This window comes from Stenotrophomonas rhizophila (assembly GCF_000661955.1).
GTDB lineage: Bacteria > Pseudomonadota > Gammaproteobacteria > Xanthomonadales > Xanthomonadaceae > Stenotrophomonas > Stenotrophomonas rhizophila.
Genome location: NZ_CP007597.1, coordinates 3325918 through 3341105, shown reverse-complemented (window position 1 = coordinate 3341105; position 15188 = coordinate 3325918). Strand labels below are relative to the sequence as shown.

Annotated in this window: 13 protein-coding genes; 5 read left to right on the top strand and 8 right to left on the bottom strand. The window is 65.6% G+C overall.

The window, feature by feature from the left end; genetic code table 11:
• Positions 1 to 27: 27 nt before the first annotated feature.
• From DX03_RS14465 to DX03_RS14455, 3 genes are read left to right on the top strand one after another with little or no spacing between them, the layout of a single operon-like run.
• Positions 28 to 1713, top strand: a complete 1686-nt coding sequence (locus DX03_RS14465; RefSeq protein WP_038689833.1) for a GMC oxidoreductase — start codon at positions 28 to 30, stop codon at positions 1711 to 1713.
• Positions 1713 to 2288: a gluconate 2-dehydrogenase subunit 3 family protein gene (locus tag DX03_RS14460; RefSeq protein WP_038689831.1), complete on the top strand. Its 576-nt coding sequence runs from the start codon at positions 1713 to 1715 to the stop codon at positions 2286 to 2288. Before DX03_RS14465 ends, DX03_RS14460 begins: the two co-directional genes overlap by 1 nt.
• Entirely contained in the window at positions 2288 to 3046 is a 759-nt protein-coding gene (locus DX03_RS14455; protein WP_038689830.1) for a 3-keto-disaccharide hydrolase, read from the top strand. The genes DX03_RS14460 and DX03_RS14455 overlap by 1 nt, the downstream gene beginning before the upstream one ends.
• Before the next feature lie 30 nt (positions 3047 to 3076).
• On the opposite strand, the gene DX03_RS14450 is transcribed toward DX03_RS14455, so the two are convergent.
• The 5 genes from DX03_RS14450 to DX03_RS14430 are packed head-to-tail and all read right to left on the bottom strand — an operon-like array spanning position 3077 to position 7708.
• Positions 3077 to 3373 carry a c-type cytochrome gene (locus tag DX03_RS14450; RefSeq protein WP_038689828.1) on the bottom strand — a complete coding sequence of 99 codons (297 nt, stop codon included), beginning with the start codon at positions 3371 to 3373 and terminating at the stop codon, positions 3077 to 3079.
• 18 nt (positions 3374 to 3391) lie between these two features.
• Positions 3392 to 4258 carry a sugar phosphate isomerase/epimerase family protein gene (locus tag DX03_RS14445; protein WP_038689826.1) on the bottom strand — a complete coding sequence of 289 codons (867 nt, stop codon included), beginning with the start codon at positions 4256 to 4258 and terminating at the stop codon, positions 3392 to 3394.
• Positions 4259 to 4274: 16 nt separating this feature from the next.
• Entirely contained in the window at positions 4275 to 5399 is a 1125-nt protein-coding gene (locus DX03_RS14440; RefSeq protein ID WP_038689824.1) for a Gfo/Idh/MocA family protein, read from the bottom strand.
• A 12-nt stretch (positions 5400 to 5411) separates the two neighbouring features.
• Positions 5412 to 6629, bottom strand: a complete 1218-nt coding sequence (locus tag DX03_RS14435) for a nucleoside permease (RefSeq protein ID WP_038689822.1) — start codon at positions 6627 to 6629, stop codon at positions 5412 to 5414.
• A 26-nt stretch (positions 6630 to 6655) separates the two neighbouring features.
• Entirely contained in the window at positions 6656 to 7708 is a 1053-nt protein-coding gene (locus DX03_RS14430) for a sugar phosphate isomerase/epimerase family protein (protein ID WP_038689820.1), read from the bottom strand.
• 95 nt (positions 7709 to 7803) lie between these two features.
• On the opposite strand from DX03_RS14430, the gene DX03_RS14425 reads away from it, so the two are divergent.
• Entirely contained in the window at positions 7804 to 8811 is a 1008-nt protein-coding gene (locus DX03_RS14425) for a LacI family DNA-binding transcriptional regulator (RefSeq protein ID WP_038689818.1), read from the top strand.
• Positions 8812 to 8928: 117 nt separating this feature from the next.
• Here DX03_RS14425 and DX03_RS14420 read toward each other — a convergent pair whose 3' ends face one another.
• Together DX03_RS14420 and DX03_RS14415 are read right to left on the bottom strand one after the other, a co-directional pair.
• Positions 8929 to 10164, bottom strand: coding sequence for an MFS transporter (locus DX03_RS14420; RefSeq protein WP_185753358.1), 1236 nt, complete (start codon positions 10162 to 10164; stop codon positions 8929 to 8931).
• 20 nt (positions 10165 to 10184) lie between these two features.
• Complete coding sequence (locus DX03_RS14415) at positions 10185 to 11279, bottom strand: ATP-grasp domain-containing protein (protein ID WP_051598874.1); 1095 nt, start codon at positions 11277 to 11279, stop codon at positions 10185 to 10187.
• 736 nt (positions 11280 to 12015) lie between these two features.
• On the opposite strand from DX03_RS14415, the gene DX03_RS14410 reads away from it, so the two are divergent.
• Positions 12016 to 13041, top strand: coding sequence for an AI-2E family transporter (locus DX03_RS14410; protein WP_038689814.1), 1026 nt, complete (start codon positions 12016 to 12018; stop codon positions 13039 to 13041).
• A gap of 27 nt (positions 13042 to 13068) precedes the next feature.
• On the opposite strand, the gene DX03_RS14405 is transcribed toward DX03_RS14410, so the two are convergent.
• Positions 13069 to 15048: a hypothetical protein gene (locus DX03_RS14405; protein ID WP_051598873.1), complete on the bottom strand. Its 1980-nt coding sequence runs from the start codon at positions 15046 to 15048 to the stop codon at positions 13069 to 13071.
• Positions 15049 to 15188: the final 140 nt, after the last annotated feature.

Here is a 15188-nt window from a genome sequence, read left to right as displayed (position 1 = left end):
GCTATCCACCCAGGTGAAGTAGAACCCATGGCAGACAATCACTATGACGCAATCGTCGTTGGCTCCGGCATCAGCGGCGGTTGGGCGGCGAAGGAACTGACCGAGAAAGGCCTCAAGGTCCTGATGCTGGAACGCGGACGCAACATCGAGCACGTCAAGGACTACGTCAACGCGATGAAGGAGGCGTGGGATTTCCCGCACCGCAACCGGCCCACCCAGGCGATGAAGGCCGACTATCCGGTGTTGATGCGCGACTACGGCTTGGCCGAGAACCTTGAGGGCATGTGGGCCAACGAAAAGGAATCGCCCTACACCGAGACCAAGCGATTCGATTGGTTTCGCGGCTATCACGTCGGCGGGCGGTCACTGATGTGGGGGCGGCAGAGCTATCGCTTCTCCGACCTGGATTTCGAGGCGAACCTCAAGGACGGCATCGCCACCGATTGGCCGATCCGGTATGCCGACATCGCACCGTGGTACGACCATGCGGAGAAGTTCGCGGGTATCGCCGGCACCCGGGAGGGGCTGGATGTGCTGCCCGATGGCGAGTTCCTGCCGCCGATCCCGTTGAACATCGTCGAGAAGGATGTGGCCGCGCGGATCCGGAAAGCCTTTGGCGGAACACGCCATATGATCCACTCGCGCACTGCCAACATCACCCAGCCCATGCCCGAACAGGGCCGGGTCAACTGCCAGTACCGCAACAAGTGCATCCTGGGCTGCCCCTTTGGCGCCTATTTTTCGACCCAGTCGGCGACGCTGCCGGCGGCGATGAAGACCGGCAACCTGACATTGCGGCCGTTTTCGATCGTCAAGGAAGTGCTCTATGACAAGGACCGCAAGCGTGCGCGCGGCGTGGAGATCATCGACGCCGAGACCGGCCAGACCTACCAATACACGGCCAAGGTCATCTTCCTCAATGCGTCGTCCTTCAATTCGACCTGGCTGCTGATGAACTCGGCGACCGATGTCTGGGACGGTGGGCTGGGCTCCTCGTCCGGCGAACTCGGGCACAACGTGATGGACCATCACTTCGGCGCGGGCGCCTCCGGCCGGGTCGAAGGGTATGAAGACAAGTACTACTTCGGCCGCCGCCCCTGCGGCTTCTACATTCCCCGTTTCCGCAACGTCGCTGCGGACAAGCGCGGCTACCTGCGCGGGTTCGGTTATCAGGGCGGTGCCAGCCGCAACGGGTGGTCACGCGAGATCGCCGAGCTGAACATCGGTGCCGACCTGAAGGAGGCGCTGACCGTTCCGGGTGACTGGCGCATCGGCATGACCGGCTTCGGCGAAATGCTGCCGCACCACGACAATACGATCCGCCTGGACGCCGAGCGCAAGGACAAGTGGGGCCTGCCGGTATTGGCGATGGACGTGTCCATGCGCGCGAACGAAAAGGCGATGCGCAAGGACATGGCCGCCGATGCCGCCGAGATGCTGGAGGCTGCCGGTGTGAAGGACGTGGAGATGCACGACAACGACTACGCCCCGGGCAAGGGCATCCACGAAATGGGGACCGCGCGCATGGGACGTGACCGCAGAACCTCCGTACTGAACCAGCACAACCAGGTCTGGGATGCGCCCAACGTCTATGTCACCGACGGTGCCTGCATGACCTCCAGCGCCTGCGTGAATCCTTCACTGACCTACATGGCACTCACCGCGCGCGCTGCGGACCACGCCGTGCGCGAACTGAAAGCGGGGAACCTCTGATGGATCGCCGCGAACTGCTGAAGATGATCGTCGCCGCCACCGGCGCAGCCATGATCGGTCTGCCCGCGCTCGTCCAGGGCCAGGCGCCCGCCACAGGGATGAATACGCCTTTCTCCGACGCTGATGTGGGCATGCTGGATGAGATCGCCGAGACCATCCTGCCGCGTACCGCAACGCCGGGGGCGAAGGACGCCGGGGCCGGTCTGTTCATGGCGCGGTTCGTCACCGACTGCTACACGGTCCGGCAGCAGGCGACGTTCCGGGCCGGCCTGGCCGATATCGACAAACGCGCGGGCGGCCGGTTCGTTTCGCTCGCGCCGCAGACCCGCACCGAACTCCTGCGCGCACTGGATGCAGAGGCCCGGAAACACGCGGTCGACGTGACCGAGACCGGCACCGCCGAGGAAGGAGAACCGATGCCGCACTACTTCACGATGATCAAGCAGCTCGCCATCTTCGGCTTCTTCACCTCGAAGGTCGGCGCGACCGACGTGCTGCGCTACGTCGCGGTACCGGGTCGCTACGACGGCGATCTGGCCTATGTGCCTGGCACGCCCGCCTGGGGGACCAGCTGATGGACCGCGGCACGTTGATCAGGTCTCTCCACGTCGCAGCGGGCCTGCTGGCCACCGCATCCGTGTTTGCGCAGGCCGAGACTGATCCTGCGCGCGATCCAGCCAGGACCGAGGTGTGGACGCCCGTGCCTGCCGTGGTGTCCGCGCCGCCGGGCAAGGCGCCTTCCGATGCGATCGTGCTGTTCGACGGCAAGGATGTGTCTGCCTGGGAGTCGGAGCAGGGCGGACGCGTGCCTTGGCGCGTGGCCGACGGCGCGCTCACGGTGGTTCCGGGCAGCAAGGGCATCCGCACCCGGCAGCGCTTCTGCGACATCCAGCTGCATGTCGAGTGGCGCACGCCCACCGACACGAAGAGGTTCGACGGACAGAACCGGGGCAACAGCGGCATCTTCCTGCAGGAGCTCTACGAGCTGCAGGTGCTGGACAGCTACAACAACCCGACGTACGCCAACGGCCAGGCCGGCTCGATCTACAAGCAGGCCATGCCACGGGTGAATGCCTCGCGTGCGCCGGGCCAGTGGCAGGCCTACGACATCCTCTGGAAGGCGCCGCGCTTCTCGCCGGGTGGCGGGCTCATCTCGCCCGCGCGCATCACCGTGCTGCACAACGGTGTTCTGGTGCAGGACGACACCGTTCTCTCGGGCAAGACCGAGTACATCGGCGCACCGTCGTACGCGCCACACGGGTGCGCGCCGCTCTACCTGCAGGAGCACGATGCCAAGGTCAGCTACCGCAACATCTGGGTACGCGAACTCTGACGGCGCAGGGCCGGCGCCAGTGCCGGCCTGCTACTTCGCCAGGTAACTGCTGATGTCGTCGATCTCCTGCTGTGACAGGTGGGAGAAGGGAGGCATCAACCCGCCGCCCTTGCTGATCTTCTCCTTGATCTGCACCGGCGTCATCCGCTTGCCGATATCGGTCAGCGCGGGGAACGCGCCGGGCATGCCGGCACGATCCGCGCCATGGCAGGCCGTGCAGTGGGTCGCGTACAGCTTCGCGCCCGCAGCAGGGTCGTCCTTGGACCACGCCGCCGGGGCATGCGTTGCCGCCCAAAGGGCCAGCGTCAGTATCAGGGTCGTTCTCAAGCAGGGCTCCTTTGCGGGCTAGCGCGGTGCGCGGGCGGGCAGGCTGACGGTCAGGTGGTCGCGCAGGTAATCGGCACCGGTCTTGATGACCTTGGCAGGATCACGGGGTTGGTCGTGTTCGATGATGTACCACTGCACACCGGCACCCGCCGCCGCCGGCAGGATCGCGTTCCAGTCGAGCACGCCCTGACCGACCGCGGCGAAACCGCCTTCGTCTTCGGCCTGGCCCTTGGGCGCATTGTCCTTGGCATGAACGGCGAACAGCCGGCCGCGGAACTTGCCCAGCATCACCGCCGGGTCGTAGCCGGCGCGTGCCACCCAGGCAAGATCCAGCTCGGTCTGCAGGTCAGGCCCGGCCGCGGCGAACAGCAGTTCCAGGCCGGTCCTGCCATTGAAGTCGACCAGCTCGAAGTCGTGATTGTGGTAGGCCAGGCGCATGCCCTCCGCCCGCACCTGTTTCGAGATCCGGCCCAGTTCCTTACCCAGTGCGGTCCAGCCTGCGGCGTCTGTGGGCCGATCCTTCGCATCCAGGTAAGGCACCACCAGCGTGGTGTTGCCGATCGACCGGTTGAAGGCCACCACGCCGGGCAGGTCCTTGCGCAGCTCGGCCAGCGGCACGTGCGACGAAATCGCCTTGATCGCGTATCGGTCCAGCAACTGCTTGAGTTCGGGGGCGCTGACGCCCTGCGTGCCCACCGTTTCCACCGCACCCACGCCCGCGTCATGGACGATCTTCAACTGCTGGTCGAGCGAGCCGGCGTTGCGCAGTGAGTACATCTGCACTGCGATGGGCTTCTGCGGAGTGGCGATGTCGTGCGCGAAGGCGGGCAGGGCAGCGAGCAGCAGGGCGAGGATTGCAGTTCCGCGAACAGAGGTGTTCTTCAAGAGAGTCTCCCGGGATTCAGCCGATGGTGGTCCAGGCGCGTGTCCTGGCCGATGCAATGACGCGGTCGACGATCAGCGCCGATCGCACGCCGTCTTCGAAGGTGGGCAGACCTTGCGGCTGCTCGCCTTCGATGGCGCGATAGGTGTCGGCGACAAACGCCTCGAAACACGGGCCGTAACCCTGCGCATGCCCGGCGGGCAACACCGACAGCCGGCGTTGTTCGGCACTGCCGGCGCTCGGCCCACGCACGAAGACTTCCTCGCGCTGGTCGGGCAGGCCGATCCACAGCCGCTCGGCGTCTTCCTGGTTGAACGCCACGCTGGCCCTGGCGCCATCGATCTCGAACCAGAGGCGATTGTGGCGTCCGGCCGAGACCTGGCTGACCGTCAGCGACGCCAATGTGCCGGCGCCGGTCCGGAACATCGCCGCCGCCACGTCCTCGCTCGCAACCGCCTGCATCGCGCCGCCGGCCACCGCTGTGGTGAAGCTCTGCCCGGTGTCGGTGCTGCGTTCGGCGATCACCGTGGCGAATGCCGCGCTGACCTCGGCGAAGCGCTCGCCGCTGACCCATTCCACCAGGTCGCACCAGTGCGAGCCGATGTCGGCGAACACGCGCGACGCGCCGCCCAGCGCCGGGTCCACGCGCCAGTTGTTGCTGGCCGGGTCCAGCAGCCAGTCCTGCAGGTAGCTGCCGTGGATGAGGTGCAGCGGTCCCAGTTCGCCCTGCGCGATGCGGGCGCGGGCCTCGCGGATCACCGGGTGGTAGCGGTAGACGAAGGGCACCGTGGCGACCAACGCGTTCGAGGCGGCCAGCGCAGCCAGGGCCTGGGCGTCTTCCAGCGTCGTCGCCAGCGGCTTCTCGCAGATCACGTGCTTGCCCGCTTCCAGCGCGGCCTGCGCCATGGGGCGATGCAGGTGGTTGGGCGTGCAGACGTGCACCACCTGCACCTGTGGATCGGCGACCACGTCCTCGAGGTCCCGATAGGCACGCGGAACACCCCACGCCTGCGCCACGTCGCGGGCGCGTTGCGGTGACGAAGCGGCCACGCCACGGATCTCCGCACCGGCCAGCAGCGCCGCGCGACGGTGTACGGCGCCGATCATGCCGGTGCCGACGATGGCAATTCCAAGCTTGGGCATCGGGTGCGGTCCTCAGGGGGTGGACGGTGCGGCCGCGACCACCGGCCGGTCGCGGAACAGCAGCAGGAAGGCGATCAGCACAACCAGCGCCACGCCCGCCGGGAACAGCCAGATCTTCTGCCAGTCCGGGCCCGCCGCGGTGGTGTAGTGCTCCACCACCGCGCCGGACAGGAACGTGCCGATCAGCATGCCCACGCCGTAGGTGGCCAGGGTGATGAAGCCCTGCGCGCTGCTGCGCGCGGCAGGGCCGGCATGCGCATCGGTATAGATCTGCCCGGTGACGAAGAAGAAGTCGTAGCAGATGCCGTGCAGCACGATGCCGATCACCAGCAGGGAAAAGCCGCTGCCCGCATCGCCAAAGGCGAACAGGACGTAGCGCACCACCCACGCGGCCATGCCCACCGCCAGCATGGTCTTGACCCCCAGCCGCACGAACAGGAACGGCATGGCCAGCATCAGCAGGACCTCGGACACCTGGCCCAGCGATTGCAGGCCGGCGGCGCTGCGCACGCCCAGATCGTTGAGATACGGGTTGGTGAAGTTGTAGTAGAACGCCAGCGGGACGCAGATGGCGATGGAGGACAGGAAAAACACCAGGTAGGCGCGCGACTTCAGCAGCCGCAGCGAATCCAGCCCCAGGATCTGCCCGAGACCGGCGTCGCGCTGTTGCGCCAGCGGCGGCGTGTGCGGCAGGGTGAATGCATACAGGCCCAGGGCCAGCGACGCCATCGCGGCCATCTGGAAGGTCAGCTCCAGCCGGTGTGCCTGTTCCCAGCCCAGCCAGCCGATCAGCACGCCCGCCACGATCCAGCCGACGCTGCCGGCCACCCGCACCAGCGGGAATTGTTTCTCAGGCGATTGCATGTGCCGCATCGCCACGCTGTTGGCCAATGCCAGCGTCGGCATGAACAGCAGCATGTAGCCCATGACGCAGGCGAAGAACATGCGGAAGTCGGTTGCCGTGGACGCCAGCCACATCAGCACCGCGCCGGCCAGATGCAGCACCGCGAGAATGCGCTGCGCCGCGAAGTAGCGATCGGCAATCAGGCCCACCAGGAACGGCGCGACGATGGCGCCGATGGACTGGCTGAGGAAGGCCGTCGCCACCTGGCTCGCACTGGCCTGCAACGGCCCCTGCACCAGGTACGTTCCCAGGGTCACGAACCACGCGCCCCAGATGAAGAACTGCAGAAACATCATCGCGCCCAAGCGCGACATGGTGTGCATCATGGCTTGCCCTCCCAGGCAGTGATGGCTCAGATTCCCAGCATGCGGCGCAGTGATCCAGGATCGGTCCCGCTGTCGGCAAAGTCGTCGAAGGCGCGCTCGGTCACGCGGATGATGTGGTCGCGGATGAACGCGGCGCCCTCGCGCGCACCGTCTTCCGGGTGCTTCAGGCAGCACTCCCACTCCAGCACCGCCCAGCCGGGGAAGTCGTACTGCGCGAATTTCGAGAAGATCGCCTTGAAGTCGATCTGCCCATCGCCGAGCGAGCGGAACCGGCCCGGACGATCGATCCAGTCCTGGTAACCGCCATACACGCCACTGCGCGCACTGGCGTGGTACTCCGCGTCCTTGACGTGGAAGATGCCGATGCGCGCGTGGTAGCGGTCGATGAAGCCGAGGTAGTCCATCTGCTGCAGCAGCAGATGGCTGGGGTCGTACAGGATCTTTGCGCGGGGGTGGTGGTCCACCACGTCGAGGAAGCGCTCGAAGGTCGCGCCGTCGTGCAGGTCCTCGCCCGGATGGATCTCGAAGCACAGGTCCACGCCGCAGGCGTCGAAGGCATCGAGGATGGGGCGCCAGCGGCGGCCGAGTTCGGCGAAGGCTTCTTCCACCAGTCCGGGCGGGCGTTGCGGCCAGGGATAGAAGTAGGGCCAGGCCAGCGCGCCGGAGAACGTGGCGTGCGCGGTCAGCCCCAGGCGCTCGCTGGCCTTGGCGGCCAGCAGCAGCTGCTCCACCGCCCAGGCCTGGCGGGCCGCGGGATCACCGCGCTTGTCCGGTGGTGCGAAGCCGTCGAACAGGCTGTCATAGGCCGGATGGACGGCAACCAGCTGCCCCTGCAGGTGGGTGGACAGCTCGGTGATCTGCAGGCCATGCCCGGCCAGCATGCCGGCGACGTCGTCGCAGTAGGCCTGGCTGCGCGCCGCCTCGGCCAGATCGAACAGGTGGGGCGCGCTGGTCGGTACTTGTACGCCAGAATAGCCCAGCCCCGCGGCCCAGCCGGCCAGCGTGTCCAGCCGATCAAAAGGAGGTGTGTCGCCGATGAACTGCGCCAGGAACAGCGCTGGACCCTTGAGCGTTTTCAAGAGGATTCGCCCTCGATGCAATCGATTGCATTATCCTAGCAGGGGCATTCGAAAGAGCCGTTGTGCACTGCACAGCGGAAGGAAGAGGTAACCCCATGGCCACCATCTACGACATTGCAAAGCACGTCGGCGTCTCGGCCGGCACGGTGTCGCGGGCGCTGTCCCGGCCGGAGAAAGTGCTGCCGGCCACGCGCGCGCGCATCGAGCAGGCGGCCGCCGCGCTGGGCTATGTCCCCAACACGGTGGCCAGAACGCTCAAGACCCAGCGCAGCGGCAAGATCCTGGTCACCGTGCCGGACATCGCCAACCCGTTCTTCGCCCAGATCCTGCAGGGCGCGGAGGACGCGGCGCAGGCCGTTGGCTACGCCGTGCTGCTGGGCGACACCCAGAACCTGCCCGAGCGCGAGGAGCGCTACGCGCAGATGCTCCGGCGCAACGAGGCCGATGGTCTGATCGTGCTGGGGCATCGCCTCCCGCCCACGGCACGTGACATCGTCCAGCAGCAGGGCAGTGCCGCGCCGGTGGTCAACGGCTGCGAGTTCGATCCCGCGCTGGGCATCCCCAGCGTCCACATCGACAACGCGGCTGCCGCGCGCGCGGTGATGGACCACTTGTATGGCCTGGGACACGAGCGCATCGCCGTGGTCGGCGGGCCGCCGGACAATCCCCTGCACCAGCAACGGCTGGAAGGGGTTCGGGCCGCCGGCAAGGCGCGCGGTCGCCTGCGTCACCTGAGCGTTGTGCCGGGTGACTTCTCGGTGGAGTCCGGCCATGCGGCCGGGATGGAACTGCTGGCCCGCGCGTCGGTGCCGACAGCGGTGTTCTGCTTCAGCGACCAGATGGCACTGGGTGTCCTGGCGGCCTGCCGGGATCTGGGCGTCCGGGTGCCGGGTGATCTTTCCGTCGTCGGCTTCGACGACCTGGCATCGTCGCGTTACCTCACGCCTCCGCTGACGACCATCCGGCAACCGATGCGGGAGATCGGTGCCCGCGCGGTCAACCTGCTGCTCGCCATCATCGAACGTGTCGATGTGCCGCTCCAGCAGACGCTGGATTTCAGTTTGATGCTGCGGGGCTCGACTGCCTCGCCCGGGCGGAGGTGAGGGCAGTCCGGTGCCTGGCACCCCGCCGCGCCGGTTGGTCGAAGCGGCGGGGCAACGTGTCCATCCGCGATGCCGGTGGCACCGCAGCCTCAGCAGCCATGCACCCAATCGATTCCATTACGCAGGTGCGTCTGCAACGGGCTCCTTGCAGACGAAGTACGCGTAGTAGGCAATGACGCATGCCATCGCTGAGATTATCACGACCGAAGCATAGCTCCAGCGGATGGAAACATGGGCGCCGGCTCCGCCGACCAGGCCATACATCACGAGTATGAGAGCGCTGGAGACCGCGTTGGCTGCAGTCTGTACACGCCCCTGCATCCCCTTCTCGGTAAGCCGCTGCGCGGCGGTCGTCACCACCGGCCAAGCGGCCAGGCAGGTGCCGATCACAAAGTAGAGGAAGAATGCCTTCCAGAACGAACTGGTCAGGGCAAAGATTGCAAAAGAGAGGGCCATTACAAGCGTCGCGGCCACCAGCGCAGGACCATAACCCCATCGCGTGGCGGCAGCCGGGAGGACGAACGCCCCTATCACGGCACCTGCCGACAGCGACGCTTCGATTGCACCAAACTGGCCTGAACTGAGGTCCAGCACCACCTTGGCGAACGGCGCAAGTAGGATGCTTGTCGTCATCAGAGTGACGTAAACAAGCATCTGTATGCTGTACAGCAGTACCAGCCTATGCTCTCCCAGTAGGTAGCGGACGCCGTCACGGGTGTCCTGCCAGTAGCTGCCCTTGCTGGTTGGATCGCAGCGGAACTCCAGGTGTTCCTTGCGCACGAACAGCATGCAAAAAAATGCCGCTGCGAAAAGGCCCGCGGTTATCAGCAGCACCGTCGCCGGTGAAGCGACCATCATGAGTGCTCCGCTGATAGGCATGCCGACGATGAAACCAACCTCGAATGCGATGTCAACCGTGGAATTGGCATGCAGCAGCCTGCTGTCGTCGACCAACTCACGGACCATGGCCAGCAGGGCTGGTGTGTACAGGGCAGCACAGGAACCCATCACGAACGCCAGAGCCATCAGCGCAGCAACGCCCGGGTGCCTGATGTAGAGTGCAGCGGCAGCAACAAGGGCAACCACGCGCAGGATCTTCGTCGCCATGACGATGTGACGTCTGTCCACCCGGTCGACCAGCAGGCCGATTGCGGGGGCAAGAAGCAGGGAGGGCAGCCAGAAACAGACCATCAGTCCCGCCAGTGCGGATACGGATGCGTGTTGGTTTACGACCGTCCACGACATGGTGAGCAGCACCATGCCAGCGCCGATGTTCGCCAACAGGCAGCTGACTATGAGCCAGCGCACGGCGGGGATACCCAGAAGCGCCATCCGCGCGGTCAAGTGGTTCATTCGTTGCTCCTGCATGGCGTTCAAGAAGGGGTGTGGGCAACATCCAGGACGAAGCCGTCGAGGATCCGTTGCATGCGCTCCTGGACCTCGGCAGAGGTCCGTCCTTCGACCTGCACGTAGCCGGCGCAGAATCCGGACGATCGCTTCGGTTGAATGCAATCGCCGATCGCAACGTTCATCTGGCAGCTGAGCACGCCGGGATAGGCCATGAGTTCCCGTGCTGTCGACAACCGGGTCACAACGCCAGCAACCGCCGGCAGCAGAAGATCGCCAACAGCCCTGTCACGCGTGTAAACCAGTTCGGGGTGCCGTCCTACATAGGTATCCATGATCGCGTGCAGAAGATCAAAGCCATACGCGTGGCCATGATTGAGTGGCACTTCGCAGCCGCTCAACCTTGCGGCGATCTCGCTCATGAAGAACCGGCCGTCGTCAGTCATAAAGAATTCTCCGTGCAGGTAGCCATGGTCGAGACCTACGAGTGAAGCAAGTCGCTGCATGATCGCAACAGGGTCGATCGGCTTCTGTTCCGAAGGAGCAAGGGTGATGTTGGCATTCATCCCTCCCGTGAATACCTCGATGATGGGCACAGGGTTGCTCGCTACGTAGGCATCCAGCACTTTGCCACCAGCGACAATGGCGCAGATCTGGTACTCGCGTCCGGCGATGTAGGTCTCTACCATCCATTGGACGTCGTCACAAAGACAAGGAACATCCGTCGCACTGTCCACGCGGAAGGTATTGATGCATGAATCGGAATCGACAGGTTTTACGATGGCCGGGTAACCATGCAGGGCCGCGAAGGACTCGACGTCGCGGCTTGACTGCACGGCACTGAAGGCCGCGCAGGGGATGCCATTCTGCTGATAGAGCATCTTCATCGCAACTTTGTTCCTTACCAGCTCAACCTGCGCTTGGGTCAGGTGCGGCAAGCCAAGGGCGGCCGCGAAGCGCTGCGCTGTGTGCTGCATGGCTTCGTTCGGATTGCAGAAGAAGTCCGGGTTGAACTGGTGTGCTACTGCCCACTGCTGGAACCGTGACACTGCGTTGCCCATTACAAGGGCTTCTATCTGGTCCCGCTCATCCCTGTCGATTTCGAGTTCAGCGTTGCTCATAGGTTTCCCATCGAGCACATGAGGATCGCCCTCATGGCAGTGTCTGTTGATGCGCCCTGGCGCGATTGCCCGAAAAATGGGCAGCGGAGATGACATGCGTCCGCAAAGGCATCCGACGTGCGTTTGGCACATCGGCACCGGCTTGGGCGTGCGGGAAGAGGACCGGGGGCCTCGCTCAGCGTTTCACTCGCCCCTCGATGTGATGACGAAGGGGGGCGCTAGATCAGATGGCCGCGATGGCGGCGGCGATTACAGCGAAGGTGAGATCTTCAGGCGTGCCATCGGCTTGACTGAGCGCTGGATGGCGTTCTGCCGTTGTGACAAATGTGGTCTCGTTGCGAGACGGTCAATCGGATGGCGTGAAGTGTGCGTGGTCGACATCGTGGAGATTCCATCAGGCATCGATACAGCTCCTTGCTTGCGTGTCGAAACACTAACATGGTGACCTGCGCCGGTGCCAAGATGGTGGTCTCATTCTTGATCGCTGAAGCGTATTGAATGACGTACTCCAGCGCCTTGAAGAGATAGCACGCAGCATCATCTGCACCGTTGAATGTGGGCGAGGCGTCGGGGATTCTGCAGCCGAAGTGGCCTCCTTAATGTGCTCGATGCAGACAGCCATCGAGCTCGGGCCGACGCTGCGCGATGGCGGCGAGCTGAACCCGTTCGCCTGGGCCTGTGCAGTTTCTTGATGGCGCTGGGCAGTACCATGGGCCACCCGTCAGGATGCGCCCGCATGTCCATAGTGATCCCCGCGTTGCCCAAGCCGCCCACCGCCCGCATCGCCGCCTGGTTGCTGATGCTGCTGGGCATGTGGCTGACCTTGAAACTCGGGCTGGTGGTAACCCTGCTGTCGGGCCTGCTGGTGTTCCACCTGACCCACCTGCTGGCCTCCACCGTCGAAGGCAAGCTGCCGCCGGGGCGCGCACGGGCCTATTCGGTGATCGTGCTGTCTGCCCTGATCATCGGCGCGCTGACCCTGGCGGCGATCGGCATCGCCTCGTTCTTCCGCAACGAGACCGGTGGACCGGATGCGCTGCTGATGCGCCTGATGGACATCCTCAACACGTCCCGCCACCAGGTGCCGGACCTGCTGCAGCCCTATATCCCGGAAGACCTGCAGGCGCTGCGCACGGCCATGAACGACTGGGCGGCGACGCACCGCCAGCAGCTCGGCATCGCGGGTACCTCGGCGGTGCAGATCAGCGTGCGGATCCTGATCGGCATGGTGCTGGGCGCGATGATCGCGCTGTACGACGAACTGCCGCTGCCGAAGATGGGGCCGCTGGCGCAGGAACTGATCGGCCGCACCTCGCGGCTGGCTACTGCGTTCCGCCAGGTGGTGTTCGCGCAGGTGAAGATTTCCCTGCTCAACACATTGTTCACCGCGATCTTCCTGCTCGGCGTGCTGCCGCTTTTCGGGGTGCACGTGCCCCTGTCCAAGACCTTGGTGCTGATCACCTTCCTGGCAGGTCTGTTGCCGGTGGTGGGCAACATCATCTCCAATACCGTCATCACCATCGTCGCGCTGTCGGTGTCGTTCTACGTGGCCGTGGTCGCGCTGCTGTACCTGGTGGTGATCCACAAGCTGGAGTACTTCCTCAACGCGCGCATCGTCGGCGGCGAGATCCAGGCACGTGCTTGGGAGCTGCTGTTGGCGATGCTGGTGATGGAAGCAGCGTTCGGTCTGCCCGGGTTGGTGGCCGCGCCGGTGTTCTATGCCTACATCAAGCGCGAACTGCTGGACCAGCGCTGGATCTGAGCGCGACCGCGCACACCCTGGGCGGCGCTAGCGCCGGGTGATTTTGCTGCGGCGGTAGTCGGTGCGGTTGGCCTGGAAGCGGGCGATGCTCTGGCCCAGTTCGTCCAGCGCTCCGGCCGGCAGCCACAGCTGCTGGGTGCCGCGGGTCATCGCCGTGTACGCCGCACGCACCGGGTTGTGCGCGTAGCCCCGGCCGAAGCCGGTGCGGAAGCAGCACATCGACATCGCCACCACCGCGAACTCGGTGTTCTTGGCATGCTCCACCAGCAGCAGTTGCAGCGTGGCGTCGTGGAACTCGGCCAGGCGCTGGCCCAGTTCGATGAAGCGGTCGCGGTTGTAGCCGCGCATGAACATGCGCGGGATCTGCGGCATGTCCTGCTCGTTGCATTCGGCCAGCAGCGCTTCCCAGCGCTGGCTGCTGCCGCCGTGCGAGGTCATTTCGCGGTAGGCCTCTTCGCCGCGGTTCACCTCGCGGCCCACGCTGGTCAGCGTGTCCGGGTGGATGCCGAACGGGACGCCGGCGGCAGCCAGGCGCTGTGCTTCTTCCAGCAGCCGCCATGGGTTGCCGTAGACGCGCGCACCGCTGCCGGGAACCTCGTCCCAGCTGCTGTAGGTCCGGGTCAGCGTGGGCTGGTCGGCCGAGCCTTCGAACGGCCCGTCGAAGAAGCCGGTGGCGTCCAGTGCCACGGTTTCGTTGACCAGTTGCTCCACCAACCGGCCCTGGCGTACGGACTGGGCGATCTCCAGCTTCATACCGGTGGCAAAGCGCGGCGCGCGCCCCACCAGGCGCTGGTTCGGATCGCCCAGGCTGATCACCGACCCTTCGTAGCCGGACAACAGGCCTTTCCAGGCCGGGCTCATGTCGTGGCCTTCATCGATCAGCAGCGTGCCCCACAGCGTTGGAATGCGCGCGCGATGGAGCGCCAGCCACTTGCCGATGTGGTCGACGTTGAGGCTGAGCAGGGGGGTCTTCTGCACGGCCGGGTCGAACATGCAGCGCCACACGTGCTCGGCGGCGGCGATGTAGGGGCCGGCATCGACCATCGCCCACGGCAACGCGCGGACGAAGTGGCGCGGCTCCAGCCGCTCGGCCGGGGACCGGCACCATGCGGCGATGCCGTCGAAGGCCACGCGCAGCACGCTGGTGGGGGCATGGTTGCCGATCGCCTGCAGGCCGATGCGCTGGGCGATATCGCGGAACGAGGCCTTGCTGATCTGGAAGGTCGGGCGGAACGCGGTGCCCAGAATGCCCTGGCGGAAGGCGGCACCGGCAATCTGGTTGGCGAAGCTGATCTGCGACAGGATCTCGATCGGCAGCGCGCCACTCAGCCGGCGCCGGAATGCCTGCACCTGGCTGGGGCGTGGCGCGATGTAGGTGTAGCGCCGGGTCGCGCTGTCCAGCAGCTGCAGGATCAGGTGGGTCTTGCCCGCGCCTGCATAGGCGTCCAGGTCGATGTGTTCGTCATCGTTGGCCACGATCGCGCGCAGTGCACGGGCCTGCTCGGCGGTGTAATCGTGGGTGCGCTCGACATAGGCCGGGGCCTGCGCAACGTCGATCCCGACGTCGTCGGGTTCTTCACCGGCGGCGTCGGTATAGAAACGGATGGTGTGCGGCTCCAGCGTGGTACGGCAGGCCGCCTGGAACGGGTCCACCGGGTAGTCCGCCGGCGACATCCGGCAGAACTCGGCCACCACCGCGTCCGGGCCCAGCACCACACTCTGTGCGGCCAATGCCTGCAACGCGTCGTTGAGCTGGCCAGGCATGCCGGCGGCCAGGGCCTTGAACTGGGCATCGGCATCGTCGGGCTGCGCGGCGAACAGCGCACAGGCCTGGTCGATCAGCCGGGTCAATGCGGCGCTGTGATGGGCGCGCCCCTGGCACAGGGCTGCGGCGAACAGGCCGGCACGCTCCAGCGCGCTGGCCGGGATCTGCCCCACATCAAGGAACGCGGCAAGCGCTGTTTCGCTCAGCGGCAGGAAATACACGGGTTGGGTCGGCAGGGGCATTGCAGGGGCAGTCGGACGGCTGCCGGCACGGTAGCAGATGCACCCCGGCTGCGCGTGCAACCGGGGTGCGTTGGCTTATGCTGCGGCAGTGCCCGGCACCTGCCCGGGTCGCCGTGCCCCGTCCAGCATCACCCGGATCA

Coding starts and splice junctions, on each gene's coding strand:
- DX03_RS14405 (WP_051598873.1), bottom strand. CDS start 15,048: ATGCCCCTGCCGACCCAACCCGTGTATTTCCTGCCGCTGAGCGAAACA.
- DX03_RS14410 (WP_038689814.1), top strand. CDS start 12,016: ATGTCCATAGTGATCCCCGCGTTGCCCAAGCCGCCCACCGCCCGCATC.
- DX03_RS14465 (WP_038689833.1), top strand. CDS start 28: ATGGCAGACAATCACTATGACGCAATCGTCGTTGGCTCCGGCATCAGC.
- DX03_RS14425 (WP_038689818.1), top strand. CDS start 7,804: ATGGCCACCATCTACGACATTGCAAAGCACGTCGGCGTCTCGGCCGGC.
- DX03_RS14420 (WP_185753358.1), bottom strand. CDS start 10,164: ATGAACCACTTGACCGCGCGGATGGCGCTTCTGGGTATCCCCGCCGTG.
- DX03_RS14415 (WP_051598874.1), bottom strand. CDS start 11,279: ATGAGCAACGCTGAACTCGAAATCGACAGGGATGAGCGGGACCAGATA.
- DX03_RS14440 (WP_038689824.1), bottom strand. CDS start 5,399: ATGCCCAAGCTTGGAATTGCCATCGTCGGCACCGGCATGATCGGCGCC.
- DX03_RS14435 (WP_038689822.1), bottom strand. CDS start 6,629: ATGATGCACACCATGTCGCGCTTGGGCGCGATGATGTTTCTGCAGTTC.
- DX03_RS14455 (WP_038689830.1), top strand. CDS start 2,288: ATGGACCGCGGCACGTTGATCAGGTCTCTCCACGTCGCAGCGGGCCTG.
- DX03_RS14460 (WP_038689831.1), top strand. CDS start 1,713: ATGGATCGCCGCGAACTGCTGAAGATGATCGTCGCCGCCACCGGCGCA.